Source organism: Ancylobacter rudongensis (assembly GCF_900100155.1).
GTDB classification, from domain to species: Bacteria; Pseudomonadota; Alphaproteobacteria; order Rhizobiales; family Xanthobacteraceae; genus Ancylobacter; species Ancylobacter rudongensis.
Genome location: NZ_FMTP01000009.1, coordinates 115,577 through 127,981 on the forward strand (window position 1 = coordinate 115,577; position 12,405 = coordinate 127,981).

General features: G+C 67.5%; 11 protein-coding genes. 3 read left to right on the plus strand and 8 right to left on the minus strand.

The features are described from left to right. Positions 1-4 precede the first annotated feature (4 nt). Entirely contained in the window at positions 5-1,189 is a 1,185-nt protein-coding gene (locus BLO63_RS18715; protein WP_244517974.1) for a glycosyltransferase family 4 protein, read from the plus strand. A 15-nt stretch (positions 1,190-1,204) separates the two neighbouring features. Here BLO63_RS18715 and BLO63_RS18720 read toward each other — a convergent pair whose 3' ends face one another. Continuing rightward, on the minus strand, positions 1,205-2,221 hold the full coding sequence (locus BLO63_RS18720) for an NAD-dependent epimerase/dehydratase family protein (RefSeq protein ID WP_091443827.1): 1,017 nt from the start codon (positions 2,219-2,221) through the stop codon (positions 1,205-1,207). 99 nt (positions 2,222-2,320) lie between these two features. Beyond that, on the minus strand, positions 2,321-4,690 hold the full coding sequence (locus tag BLO63_RS18725; protein ID WP_091443830.1) for a transketolase: 2,370 nt from the start codon (positions 4,688-4,690) through the stop codon (positions 2,321-2,323). Between the two features lie 129 nt (positions 4,691-4,819). On the opposite strand from BLO63_RS18725, the gene BLO63_RS18730 reads away from it, so the two are divergent. Next, the gene (locus tag BLO63_RS18730) at positions 4,820-5,290 is read left to right on the plus strand and encodes an Lrp/AsnC family transcriptional regulator (RefSeq protein WP_091443831.1); all 471 of its coding nucleotides are present in this window, start codon (positions 4,820-4,822) and stop codon (positions 5,288-5,290) included. Between the two features lie 70 nt (positions 5,291-5,360). Beyond that, the gene (locus BLO63_RS18735) at positions 5,361-6,161 is read left to right on the plus strand and encodes a DUF72 domain-containing protein (RefSeq protein ID WP_091443833.1); all 801 of its coding nucleotides are present in this window, start codon (positions 5,361-5,363) and stop codon (positions 6,159-6,161) included. Positions 6,162-6,209: 48 nt separating this feature from the next. Here the strand turns inward: BLO63_RS18735 and BLO63_RS18740 are convergent, their stop codons facing one another. The 6 genes from BLO63_RS18740 to ehuB form a co-directional block, all read right to left on the minus strand. After that, positions 6,210-7,604 carry an aspartate aminotransferase family protein gene (locus BLO63_RS18740; RefSeq protein WP_091443835.1) on the minus strand — a complete coding sequence of 465 codons (1,395 nt, stop codon included), beginning with the start codon at positions 7,602-7,604 and terminating at the stop codon, positions 6,210-6,212. 25 nt (positions 7,605-7,629) lie between these two features. After that, positions 7,630-9,150, minus strand: a complete 1,521-nt coding sequence (locus BLO63_RS18745) for an NAD-dependent succinate-semialdehyde dehydrogenase (RefSeq protein ID WP_091443837.1) — start codon at positions 9,148-9,150, stop codon at positions 7,630-7,632. A 132-nt stretch (positions 9,151-9,282) separates the two neighbouring features. Then, positions 9,283-10,062: an ectoine/hydroxyectoine ABC transporter ATP-binding protein EhuA gene (gene ehuA, locus BLO63_RS18750; RefSeq protein ID WP_091443838.1), complete on the minus strand. Its 780-nt coding sequence runs from the start codon at positions 10,060-10,062 to the stop codon at positions 9,283-9,285. Then, on the minus strand, positions 10,059-10,751 hold the full coding sequence (gene ehuD / locus BLO63_RS18755; RefSeq protein ID WP_091443840.1) for an ectoine/hydroxyectoine ABC transporter permease subunit EhuD: 693 nt from the start codon (positions 10,749-10,751) through the stop codon (positions 10,059-10,061). Before ehuD ends, ehuA begins: the two co-directional genes overlap by 4 nt. A gap of 10 nt (positions 10,752-10,761) precedes the next feature. Further along, positions 10,762-11,427, minus strand: a complete 666-nt coding sequence (gene ehuC, locus BLO63_RS18760; RefSeq protein ID WP_091443841.1) for an ectoine/hydroxyectoine ABC transporter permease subunit EhuC — start codon at positions 11,425-11,427, stop codon at positions 10,762-10,764. Between the two features lie 88 nt (positions 11,428-11,515). Continuing rightward, positions 11,516-12,367 (minus strand): ectoine/hydroxyectoine ABC transporter substrate-binding protein EhuB, encoded by an 852-nt coding sequence (ehuB, locus tag BLO63_RS18765; protein ID WP_091443844.1) that lies wholly within the window; start codon positions 12,365-12,367, stop codon positions 11,516-11,518. Positions 12,368-12,405: the final 38 nt, after the last annotated feature.

Consider the following 12,405-nt stretch of genomic DNA (forward strand, 5'->3'; position numbering starts at 1 on the left):
GGCAATGAAGGGGTTGGCTTTCGCCCAGCGTATCGACGCGCTCGGATTCGACGTCGAGGTCGTGACTGGTTTCCCAAACTATCCCGGCGGCAAGGTCTATGACGGCTACCGCATCCGGCCGCTGCTGCGCGAGCGGATCGAGGGCGTCGCCGTGACCCGGCTGGCGCTCTATCCCAGCCATGACCGCAGCCGGATCGGCCGCGTGCTGAACTATGTCAGCTTCTTCCTCTCCGCGACGTTCTATCTGCTCTTCCGCGCCCGCCGCGCCGATGTTCTCTATGCGTATCATCCACCCCTGACCGTCGCACTTTCTGCCGTGGTGGCGCGGCGCCTGCACCGCATCCCATTGGTGCTCGACGTGCAGGATATGTGGCCGGACACGCTGCGCGCCACCGGCATGATCCGCAATGAGCGGGCCCTGCGGTTCATCGGTGCCATATGCCGCTGGACCTGGCGCCGGGCCGACCGGATCAGTGTTCTCTCCGAAGGGTTTCGCGGGCTGCTGGTCCAGCGGGGCGTGCCGGCCGAGCGGATCTCCGTGATCTACAATTGGGCCGACGAAGCCGATGGCAGCGGGGTCGCCACCGCCCCGCCAGACGCCTTCGCCATGCCGGGTCGCTTTCGCATTCTCTTCGCCGGAAACATGGGGCCGGCGCAGGGGCTCGACACGGTGCTCGACGCCGCAGCCCTGCTGATTGACGCGCACCCGCAGGTCGACTTCTGTTTTCTGGGTGAGGGGCTTGAGGCGAAGAGGCTCGAACAGGCCGCCGCCGCGCGCGCGCTCTCCAATGTCCGGTTTTTCCCGCGCGTGTCGAAAGCTGAGGTCGGCCCCTGGCTGGCGGCGGCGGATGTCCTGCTGGTTCATCTGAAGGATGATCCGCTCTTTGCCATCACCGTGCCCTCGAAGACGCAGGCCTATCTCGCCGCCGGCAAGCCGATCCTCATGGCCGTCGCGGGCGATGCGGCCGCACTCATCCGGCGGGCCGGCGCGGGGGTCGTCGCGCCGCCCGAGGATGCCCGCGCGCTCGCGGCGGCGGTGGAAAGGTTGGCGGCGCTCGATCCGGACCAATTGGCAACGCTCGGCGACAATGGCCGCCGCTACTATGACGAGCATCTCTGCTTCGCGCAGGGGACCGGACAGATGGCCGCGCTGCTGCGCGACGCCATGGCCGCGCGCGACCCGGCCTGAGCGGCACGCGGCGGCTCACACCCCGTAATAGTCCCGGTACCAGGCGACGAACCGCGCCACACCCTCGCGGATCGGCGTGTTCGGACGAAAGCCGGTGAGCGCCTGGATCAGGCTGGCATCGGCGAAGGTGGCGGGCACGTCGCCGGGCTGCATCGGCAGATAGTTGCGGATCGCCTTGGTGCCGATCTCGGCCTCGATGGCCTCGACGAAGTCGAGCAGGCGCACCTTGTCGGAATTGCCGATATTGACCACGCGGAAAGGGGCTGCCGGGCTCAGGCTGTCGCCCGGGATCGGCTCGCCGCGCGCGCCGGGCAAAGGCGGCACCGTGTCGATCAGCAGTCCGATGCCGCGCACGAGGTCGTCGACATAGGTGAAGTCGCGCCACATCTCGCCGTGATTGTAGATGTCGATTGGCGTGCCTTGGAGAATGCCGCGCGTGAACTTGAACAGCGCCATGTCCGGCCGGCCCCAGGGGCCATAGACCGTGAAGAAGCGGAACAGGGTGGTCGGCAGGCCGTAAATATGGGCATAGGAATGCCCCATCGCCTCGGTCGCCTTCTTGGTGGCGGCATAGATGGTCAGCGGCGTATCGGCCTTGTCGGTCTCGCGGAACGGCATGTCCTCATTGGCGCCGTAGACCGAGGAGGTCGAGGCCATGAGCAGATGCTGCACCGGCACCGCCCGCGCGCATTCCATCACATTGAAGGTGCCGAGGATGTTGGCGTCGATATAGGCGCGCGGGTTTTCCAGGCTGTAGCGCACGCCCGCCTGGGCGGCGAGATGGACGATGACATCCGGCTGGAACGCCTCGACCGTGCGCTGGAGCGTGTCGACATCCTCCAGCATCGCCTCGGTGGCGGCGAAGGCTTCGTTCTGCGCCAGCATCGCGTGGCGGCGCTGCTTGAGGCGGACATCGTAATAGTCCGTCAGGCCGTCATAGCCGTGCACGCGCCACCCCTGCGCCAGCAGCAGGCGCGCGAGGTGGAAGCCGATGAAGCCGGCGGTGCCGGATATGAAGATACGCCGCGCCACGCCCGTTCCCCGCTGCCGCGACAGGGCGGTCGCGGCGTTGCCCGGTCGCCTTGTTACGCCGCGTCGGTGGGGATGGGAAGCGCAGGCGGCGACGTGGTATCAGCCCACCGCGCGCAGATGGCGGATCGGCCGGCCCGGTACGATGGCCTGCACTGCCCGCACCATGCCCTGCGCGTCGATGCCGAAGTGCCGGTAGAGATCGGCGATGGTCCCGGTCTGGCCGAAATGCTCCACGCCGAGCGCGCGGGCGCGGTGGCCATGCACCGAGCCGAGCCAGCCCAGAGTCGCCGGGTGACCATCCACCGCGCTGATAATGGCGCAGCCTGGCGGCACAGCGTCGAGCAGCGTCTCCACATGTGCCTTCGCGCCGGCATCGCCAGCCTCGCGGGCGCGCTGCGCCGCCGTCCAGCCAGCATGCAGACGGTCGGCCGAGGTGACAGCGAGCAGGCCGACATCGCGCCGGTCCTCGGCGATCAGCCCCACCGCCTCGATCGCTTCCGGCGCCAGCGCGCCGGCATAGGCGATCACCACCTGCGCATTCGGTCCCGGCCGGCGCAGCCAGTAGCCGCCGGCCACGATGTCCGCCGCCAGCGCCGTGTCAATGGCCCGGCGCGGCTGCTCGATGGTGCGGGTGGAGAGGCGCAGATAGGTCGAGCCGCCATCTTCCGCCTGCGCATGCTGGAAGGCAAAGCGCAGGATCACCGCGAGTTCGTCGACAAAGGCCGGCTCGAAGCTTGCCAGCCCGTCCTGCGCCATGCCGATCAGCGGCGTGGCGATGGACTGGTGCGCGCCGCCTTCCGGCGCCAGCGTCACCCCGGAAGGGGTGGCAGCGAGGATGAAGCGGGCGTCCTGGTAGCAGGCATAGTTCAGCGCATCGAGCCCGCGCTCGATGAAGGGATCGTACAGCGTGCCGATGGGCAGAAGCCGCTCGCCAAACAGGGAATGCGACAGGCCGAGTGCCGAGAGCATCGTGAACAGGTTCATCTCGGCGATGCCGAGTTCCAGGTGCTGGCCGGCGGGGCCGAATTCCCAATTATAGGTCGAGGGGATTCGCTCCTTCTTGAAGGTGTCGGCCAGTTCCTCGCGGGCGAACAGCTTGCGCCGGTTCACCCAGGCGCCGAGATTGGTCGAGACGGTGACATCGGGCGAGGTGGTGACGACGCGGCGGGCGAACAGATCGTCGCGCTTGCCGATCTCGTTCAGCAGCAGGCCGAAACCCTGCTGGGTCGACATGGCGGGCTGCAGCGGCACGTCGAGCGCGGCCGGCACCTCGATCTTTGCCGGCTGGTGACGGCGCGTGCCCCCGGTGCGGAACGGCACCGCGTCGAGAAACGCCTGCAGCGCCGCAGGCGGGGCGCTGAGCCCCTCGAACAGGTCCCATTCGTGCCCTTCGCGCACATTGTGGCGGGCGCGCAGCGCCTCGACCTGTGTCGGCGTCATCAGCCCGGCATGGTTGTCCTTGTGGCCGGCCAGCGGCAGGCCGAAGCCCTTGATGGTGTAGGCGATGAAGCAGACCGGACGGTCATGCGTGCGGGCCGCTTCGAAAGCCTCGATCAGCGAGGGCAGATCATGCCCGCCGAGATTGCCCATCAAGGCCGCCAGCTCCTCGTCGCTCCGCCGCTCGATCAGCGCTGTGACGTCGCCCTGGTCGCCGATATCGTCCATCAGCCGCTTGCGCCACGCCTTGCCGCCCTGGAAGGTCAGCGCCGAATAGAGCGGGTTGGGGCAGGTATCGATCCAGCGGCGCAGCGCCTCGCCGCCTTTCTCCTTGAATGCCGCCTGCTGCAACTGGCCGTATTTCAGGATCACCACATCCCAGCCAAAGCTGCGGAAGATCGATTCGAACCGCTCCCACAGCCCCTCGCGCACCACGGCGTCGAGGCTCTGCCTGTTGTAGTCGACGATCCACCAGGTGTTGCGCAGGCCGTGCTTCCAGCCCTCCAGCAGCGCCTCGAAGATGTTGCCCTCGTCCATCTCGGCATCGCCGACGAGCGCGATCATCTTGCCCTCGGGGCCCTCTCCCAGCCCCTTGGCGGCCAAATAGTCCTGCACCAGCGAGGCGAACAAGGTCTGCGCCACGCCAAGCCCGACCGAGCCGGTGGAGAAATCGACGTCGTCACTGTCCTTGGTGCGGGAGGGATAGGACTGCGCGCCCTTGTAGGCGCGGAAATTCTCCAGCTTTTCCCGCGTCTGCGTGCCGAACAGGTACTGGATGGCGTGAAAGACCGGGCTCGCATGCGGCTTCACCGCCACCCGGTCCTGCGGCCGCAGCGCCTTGAGGTAGAGCGCGGTCATGATGGTCGCCATGGAGGCCGAGGACGCCTGATGGCCGCCCACCTTCAGCCCGTCCGCGTTGGGGCGGAGATGGTTGGCGTTGTGGATCGTCCATGTCGCCAGCCAGAGGATCTTGCGCTCCAGCTCCCGCAGGATGGCGATGTCGTCGGCACGGTGTTCGGCACGGTCAGTCATGGTCGGCGCTCCCGGCTCACCCATGGCAGAATCCTAGGCGCGGGTGAGGGGCGTTTGGAGCTATTCACGGTCGCCCGAGCCGCCTATCGTGGCTCAAACCACTCCCTGTGGCCTGCTCCGTGGTGATTCATGCCAGAGACGAAGATCGACGCCATCGACCGGAAGATCCTCGCCATCCTCCAGCAGGACGCACACACGACGATGGAGAAGCTGGCGGAGGCGGTGGGTCTCTCGCCCTCGCCCTGCGCCCGGCGCGTGCGCAACCTGGAAGCGGCCGGCGTCATCAAGCGCTATGTCGCTGTCGTCGACCAGGACAAAGCCGGCCTGCCGGTCAGCGTCTTCGCCTCGATCAAGCTGGAGCGTCAGCGCGAGGACGAACTCGACCGCTTCGCCAAGGCGATCTCGCGCTGGCCGGAGATCGTCGAGTGCTATCTGATGACCGGGCAGCGGGACTATCTGCTGCGCATCGTGGTCAAGGATCTGCCGGCCTATGAGGCCTTCCTCAAGCGGACGCTGACCCGGCTGGACGGCGTCGCCTCGATCGAATCGAGCTTCGCGCTGAGCCAGGTGAAGCACGCGCAAGGGCTGCCGATCGGGTGAGGGGGCGATTGCCGGGCCGCGCGCCGGCCCCTATCCTGCGCCCCCTTCCCGCAGGACGAGCGAGGCCCCCATGCCCCATCCCGCACCCATCCGCATCGGCGTCGGTGGCTGGACCTTCGAGCCCTGGCGCGGGGTGTTCTACCCTCAGGGCCTGACCCAGAAGCGCGAGCTGGAATATGCCGGCTCGAAGCTCACCGCCATCGAGATCAACGGCACCTATTACGGCTCGCAGAAGCCCGAGAGCTTCGCCAAGTGGCGGGCGGAGACGCCTGATGGCTTCGTCTTCACGCTGAAAGGCCCGCGCTTCACCACCAATCGCCGCGTACTCAGCGAGGCGGGTGAATCGATCGAGCGCTTCTTCAACAGCGGCGTGACCGAGCTGAAGGAGAAGCTCGGCCCGGTGAACTGGCAGTTCATGCCGACCAAGAAATTCGATCCCGACGATTTCGAGGGCTTCCTCAAGCTGCTGCCCAAGCGCGTCGACGGCCATGACATCCGCCACGCGGTGGAGGTGCGGCATGAGAGCTTCAAGACGCCGGACTTCATCGCGCTGGCGCGCGCCTACAGCGTCGCCATCGTCCATGCCGGCGACAGCGATTTCCCAGCGATTGCCGATGTCACCGCCCCCTTCGTCTATGCCCGCATCATGGGCACGCGCGAGGACGAGCCGCTGGGCTATTCCACGGACACGCTCGACGGCTGGGCCGGGGCGGCGAAGGCGTGGGCGAAGGGCGACACGCCGCCGGCGCTGAAGGAGGCTTTGCTCGCGCCGCCCGCGCCGGCGATGCCGCGCGAGGTGTTCCTGTTCGTCATCAGCGGCTTCAAGCCCCGCAACCCCGCCGCCGCCATGGCGCTCATTGAGAGGGTGTGAGGGGCTCCGGCGCGAGGGCGAGCCGCGCCGGGGCCATGGCGCGGGGGCTCACCCGATCGCTGCCGACACCGCCTCGACGGCGCCGCGCGTCGCGTCGACCACGATATCGGCTTCCTCGCGCGTCAGGCACAGCGGCGGGGCGAAGCCGAGTATGTCGCCCTGCGGCATGGCGCGGGCGATGACGCCGCGCTCCAGCAGGGCGGCGGCGATGCGCGGTCCGATCTTCTCGGACGTCTCGAAGAAGCGGCGGTCATCTCTGTCGCGTACGAGCTCAACCGCCGCCAGCAAGCCTTCGCCGCGCACCTCGCCGACATGGCGGTGGCCACTGAGCGCATCTTTCAGCGCCGCATTGAAATAGGCGCCGGTCTCGCGGGCATTGGCGACGAGATCGAGTTCGTCCACCAGCTCCAGATTGGCGATGCCGGCGGCGGTGCAGAGCGGATGCGAGGAATAGGTCCAGCCATGGCCGATCGGGCCGAATTCGTCCGAGCCCTGCTCCAGCACCCGCCAGACCTTCTCCGAGACGATGACACCGGAGAGCGGGGCATAGGCGGAGGTGAGGCCCTTGGCGATGGTGATGAGATCCGGCTCGATGCCGTAATGATCGGAACCGAACATGCTGCCCAGCCGCCCGAACCCGGTCACCACCTCGTCGGCGATCAGCAATATGTCGTGCTTCTTCAGCACCGCCTGGATCTTCGGCCAGTAGCCGGCCGGCGGCGGGACGATGCCGCCCGTGCCGAGCACCGGCTCGCCGATGAAGGCGGCGATGGTGTCCGGACCTTCCGTGAGGATCATTTCCTCCAGCTTGTCGGCGCAGTGCTGGGAGAACTGCTCCTCGCTCATCGAGCGGTCTTCGCGGCGGAAGTAATACGGCGCCTCGGTGTGCAGGATCGGCGCGCGCGGCAGGTCGAACAGGTTGTGGAAGCCGGCGAGGCCGGTGAGGCTGCCGGTCATCACACCCGAGCCGTGATAACCGCGCCAGCGCGAGATGATCTTCTTCTTCTGCGGGCGGCCGAGCACATTGTTGATGTACCAGACCAGCTTGATGTTGGTCTCGTTGGCATCCGACCCTGAAAGCCCGAAGAACACCCGGCTCATTCCGGCCGGCGCGCGCTCGATCACCATGCGGGCGAGGCGGATCGAGGGCTCCGAGCCGTGGCCGGCATAGGCGTGGTAATAGGCGAGCTTCGAGGCCTGCTCGGCGATGGCGTCGGTGATCTTTTTACGGCCGTAACCGACATTGACGCAGTAGAGCCCGCCAAAGGCGTCGAGGCTGCGCCGCCCCTCGCGATCGACGATGTAGACGCCTTCCGCCCCAGTGATGATGCGGTTCGGCGTCTCGCCGCGCGCATGCTGGCCCATATGGGTGGAGGGGTGGAAGAAGTGGTCGCGGTCCCAGCTGTCGAGTTCGTTGCTGGCGGGGGCGGGATGGTCGAGCATGATGGGTCTCCTTAAAACTCCCGCCTCAGCCGAGGTCGAGGCAGACATATTTGAGGTCGGTGAAGGCTTCGAGGCCGTGGCGCGAGCCTTCGCGGCCGAGGCCGGACTGCTTCACGCCGCCAAAGGGGATGGGTGCGCCGGTGATCTTGACCCGGTTGATTGCGACCATGCCGTAGTCGAGCGCCTGCGCCATCCGCGCCGCCCGCGCGCCGTCGCGTGTGACAACATAGGCGACGAGGCCATATTCGGTGGCGTTGGCGCGGGCGATCACCTCCTCCTCGCTGTCGAAGGGGGCAATGGCGGCCACGGGGGCGAAGGTCTCCTCGCGCATGATCAGCGCTTCTTCCGGCACGTCGGCGAGGGCAATGGGGGCGAGGAACAGCGGGCCGGGCAGGGGGCGCTCCGGCGTCAGGCGGCGGGCGCCGCGTTTGAGGGCATCGTCGATCTGCGCCTGCGCCTTGGCGACGGCACCTGCATGCATCAGCGGGCCGATCTCGGTGCCCTCGTCCAGCCCATGGCCGAGGCGCAGCCGGGCGACGCGCTCGGCAAAGGCGGCGCAAAAGCGGGGATAGAGCCCACGCTGCACATAGATCCGGTTGGCGGCGAGGCAGTCCTGGCCGGAGGTGGCGAACTTCGCATCGACAGCGATGGCGACCGCGCGGTCGAGGTCGGCGTCGTCGAACACGATCAGCGGCGCATGGCCGCCAAGCTCCATCACGACGCGTTTCATGCTGCTCGACGCGTTGCGGGCCACGATGCGGCCAATCTCGGTGGAGCCGGTGAAACTCACCGCCCGCACGCGCAGGTCGGCGCAGATGGTCTCGGCGATCGGCGCCGGCTCGCCGGTGACGACGTTGAACACACCGGGGGGCATGCCGGCGCGCTCGGCGAGTTCGGCGAGAGCCAGCGCTGACAGCGGCGTCTGCGAGGAGGGGTGCGCGACGATGGTGCAGCCGGCCGCCAGCGCCGCCGCCGCCTTGCGGGTGAGCATGGCGGACGGAAAGTTCCACGGCGTCAGCAGCGCGGCGACGCCCACCGGCTCGCGGCTGAGGGCCATTTGCGCGCCGGGGAGGTGGCTGGTGACGCCCTCCACATTCACCCGCAGCGCCTCCTCGGCGTAATAGGCGATGAAGGAGGCGGCATAGGCGATCTCGCCGCGCGCTTCCGCCAGCGGTTTGCCCTGCTCAAGGGTCATAAGAAGCGCCAGATCCTCGGCCGCGCCCTGCATCAGGGCGTGCCAGCGGCGGAGGATGTCCGCGCGCGCCTGCGGCAGCAGCGCCTTCCAGGCCGGGAAGGCGCGATGAGCGGCCTCGACCGCCCGTGTCGCCTCGGCCGCGCCGAGGGCGGCAACCTCCGCTACGGCGGTGCCATCGGCCGGATCGGTGACGGTGAAAGTCCGCCCATCCGGTGCGCCGGTCCATTTGCCGTCGATATAGGACAGGCTGCGCAGCAGCCGCGGATCGGACAGCCGCCCCAGTGCCGGGTGGCCGGCGGCGCGGGCGAAGCGTTCGTTACGGGCGCGTTCATTGCGGGCAGGCGCGATCATGGCGGCTCCTTTCTCTCGTGGCCTTAAGCCTAGGCGGGCGGGCTCCGAGAGGGTTTCCGAACATCCCGGCGACCACCGACAGGCCGCCGGAACTTCGCCGCTACGCCGAAGAATTATCGGCGGGCGCGGCTGCTACCGCAGCACCGAGGCCAGGAACTCGCAGGTGCGCGGGTGGCTGGGCGCGGTGAAGATGGCGTCCGGCGTGCCCTGCTCGCAGATGCGGCCCTTGTCGAAGAAGCAAACGCGATCCGACACCTCGCGGGCGAAGCGCATTTCGTGCGTCACCAGCAGCATGGTCAGGTCGTGCTCATGGGCGAGGTCGCCGATCACCGCCAGCACCTCGCCGACCAGCTGCGGGTCGAGCGCCGAGGTCGGCTCGTCGAACAGCAGCACGCGCGGGCGCATGGCCAGCGCCCGGGCGATGGCGACGCGCTGCTGCTGGCCGCCGGAGAGCTGCGAGGGGAAATGGTCCTTCTTGTCCGACAGCCCGACCAGGGCGAGCAGATCGACTGCCCGCGCCTGCGCCTCCTCGCGCGACAGGCCGAGAACGCGCACCGGCGCCTCCGCCACATTGCGCATCACGCTCATATGCGGGAATAGGTTGAAGCTCTGGAACACCATGCCGACACGGCTGCGGATCTCGCGCAGATGCCGTTCCGACGCCCGGAACGGGCCGGTGCCGCCCGGCTCCTGATAGGATAGGCCATCGAGGGTGAGCCTTCCCTCCTGAAACGGCTCCAGCGTCATCAGGATGCGCAGCACGGTGGACTTGCCCGAGCCGGACGGGCCGATGAGCGTGACCTTCTCGCCCGGCGCGACCTCGAAATTGAAATTGTCGAGCACGGTGAGGGCGCCGAAACGCTTGGTCACGCCGGCGAACTCGATCAGGGGCGCAGTCGCGTTCTCGGTCATCGCAGCGGGATTCCTGCCTTGGGGAGCACCTTCTGCAGCCGGTGCAGGCCGGCCGAGCAGATCAGCGTCAGGATGAGGAAGATGAGGCCGACCATGGTCAGCGGCACGAGATACTCAAAAGTCCGCTCGCCGATCATGTTGGCCAGCGCCATCATGTCGAGCACGGTGATGACGGAGAGCACGGGCGTCTCCTTGATCATCGCGACCATGTAATTGCCCATGGCGGGCAGGATGCGCGGCACGATCTGCGGCACCACGATGTCGCGATAGGTCTGCATCCGGGTGAGGTTGAGCGCGGTCGCCGCTTCCCATTGGCCGCGCGGCACCGCCTCGATGCCACCGCGATAAACCTCGGAGGTATAAGCCGAATACTGCAGCCCCAGCGCCAGCGCGCCGGTGAGGAAGGCGGGCAGGGTCAGGCCATATTCGGGCAGCACGTAATAGAGGAAGAACAGCTGCACAAGCAGAGGCGTATCGCGCAGGAACTCGACCACGCAGGCGGTGGTCCAAGACACGCTGCGGAAGCGGCTTCGCCGCAGCATGGCGAAGACCAGCCCCAGCACCAGCGCGATGGCGAAGCCGGCGGCGGCCGCCTTCAGCGTTACGGTGAGGCCGATGAGGATGATGGGAAGGATCGACCACGCATAGGTGAGCGGGGTCGCGGTGTCCCAGGTGAAGCCGTACATCATGCCGGGGCCCTCACGAATGCGCCGCGCGCGGGAAGGCCGCGCCGCGCCGGGCCAGCCGCTCGATCAGCCTCATCACCAGCATCAGCACCAGCGACATGGCGAAATAGCCGAGCAGGGTCAGCGTGTAGACGCCGGCGCTGTCGAGGGTGAGGTTGCGGATCGACTGGGCGCGGAAAGTGAGGTCGGCGATCGAGATCAGCGACACCAGCGAGGACAGTTTCAGCGTCTCGATGGCGAGATTGCCGAAGGCCGGCAGCATCTCGATGATCGCCTGCGGCAGCGTGATGTGGATGAGCGTGTGCAGCCGTCCGAAGTTAAGGGCGCGCGCCGCCTCGTGCTGCTGCACCGAGACGGAGGCCAGTGCGCCGCGGACGATTTCCGAACCATAGGCGCCGACATGCAGGGCGAGCACGAGGATGCCGGTCGCCACCGGCTCGAAGCTGATGCCGATCAGCGGCAGCGCGTAATAGAACCAGAACAGCTGCACCAGCAGCGAGGTGCCGCGAAACAGCTCCGTGTAGCACAGCGCCAGCGTGGAGACGGCGCGCCCACCCTCGACCCGGGCAATGCCGGCGACAAAAGCGAGCACCGCCCCGATCGCGATCGCCGCAAGCGTGATCCACGCGGTGACGAACGCGCCCTGCGCCAGCGAGGGCAGATAGGAAACCCACGGCATCGTCAGCTCCCGGTGTGAGCGTCGATAAAGGCGGCCCCCGCCGGGGCGCTGCCTCCGGCGGGGGATGCGGTCCAGTCAGGGCGCGGCGTTACTTGCCGGCGCAGAGATCGGCGACCTTGCGGTCCGCCGCGGCCTTGATGCTCTCCGGCGAGAGGCCGTAATTGGCTAGGATCTTCTTGTACTCGTCGGTGGTGCGGAACTCGACGAGGGCGGCGTTGAACGCCTCATAGAGTTCCTTGTCCTCGGGGCGGAAGGCGAAGCCGCCAAAGTTGCGCACCGGCTTGCCGTCCACCACAGGGTCGGTGAAGGGTGCTACCTGCTCGACGCCGTCCTGCCCCTTGGCCAGCGCGGCCACGGTGAGCTCGGTCGCAGCATAGGCGTCGGCGCGGTTGCGCACGGTGGCGAGCGCATCGGCATTGGCGGTGATGAAGATTACCTGGTCGTCCTTCACGCCAACGGCGCGCAGGAAGTCGATATTGTTGGCGCCGGAGACTACCGCGACCTTGAGCGAGGGGTCCTTGGCGATGTCGGCATAAGTGGTCAGCTTCTTCGGGTTGCCGGCCTTCACCAGCAGCCCTTCGCCATAGGAGGAGTTCGGCTCGGTGAAGGCGACCTGCTTGCAGCGCTCGGGCGAGATGTTCTGCTCGGCGGCGACGAAATCGTAGCGCTTGGCCTTGAGGCCGGGAATGAGCGTGCCGAACGGCGTCACCGACCAGGTGACATCGGTGATGCCCATCTTCTTGAGCACGGCATTGGCGACATCCGGGCCGATGCCGGCCGAGGTGCCGTCATCCTTCATGTAGGAATAGGGCACCTCATTGGCGGTGGCGGCGCGGATATAGCCCTGCTCCTTCACATCCTTGAGGGTGGTGGCGTTGGCGATGGAGAGGCCACCGGCGAAGGCAAGGGCGGAAAGCCCGGCAATCCTGATGAACGACATCTTGTTCTCCTCTGGTCGGTAGGGGTTCCGAAATTTCT

What these genes read in the sequence shown, in the direction of transcription:
- BLO63_RS18745 (WP_091443837.1), bottom strand. Translation starts at nt 9,150, where the DNA reads ATGATCGCGCCTGCCCGCAATGAACGCGCCCGTAACGAACGCTTCGCC.
- BLO63_RS18715 (WP_244517974.1), top strand. Translation starts at nt 5, where the DNA reads ATGAAGGGGTTGGCTTTCGCCCAGCGTATCGACGCGCTCGGATTCGAC.
- BLO63_RS18725 (WP_091443830.1), bottom strand. Translation starts at nt 4,690, where the DNA reads ATGACTGACCGTGCCGAACACCGTGCCGACGACATCGCCATCCTGCGG.
- ehuB (WP_091443844.1), bottom strand. Translation starts at nt 12,367, where the DNA reads ATGTCGTTCATCAGGATTGCCGGGCTTTCCGCCCTTGCCTTCGCCGGT.
- BLO63_RS18735 (WP_091443833.1), top strand. Translation starts at nt 5,361, where the DNA reads ATGCCCCATCCCGCACCCATCCGCATCGGCGTCGGTGGCTGGACCTTC.
- ehuA (WP_091443838.1), bottom strand. Translation starts at nt 10,062, where the DNA reads ATGACCGAGAACGCGACTGCGCCCCTGATCGAGTTCGCCGGCGTGACC.
- ehuD (WP_091443840.1), bottom strand. Translation starts at nt 10,751, where the DNA reads ATGATGTACGGCTTCACCTGGGACACCGCGACCCCGCTCACCTATGCG.
- BLO63_RS18740 (WP_091443835.1), bottom strand. Translation starts at nt 7,604, where the DNA reads ATGCTCGACCATCCCGCCCCCGCCAGCAACGAACTCGACAGCTGGGAC.
- BLO63_RS18730 (WP_091443831.1), top strand. Translation starts at nt 4,820, where the DNA reads ATGCCAGAGACGAAGATCGACGCCATCGACCGGAAGATCCTCGCCATC.
- ehuC (WP_091443841.1), bottom strand. Translation starts at nt 11,427, where the DNA reads ATGCCGTGGGTTTCCTATCTGCCCTCGCTGGCGCAGGGCGCGTTCGTC.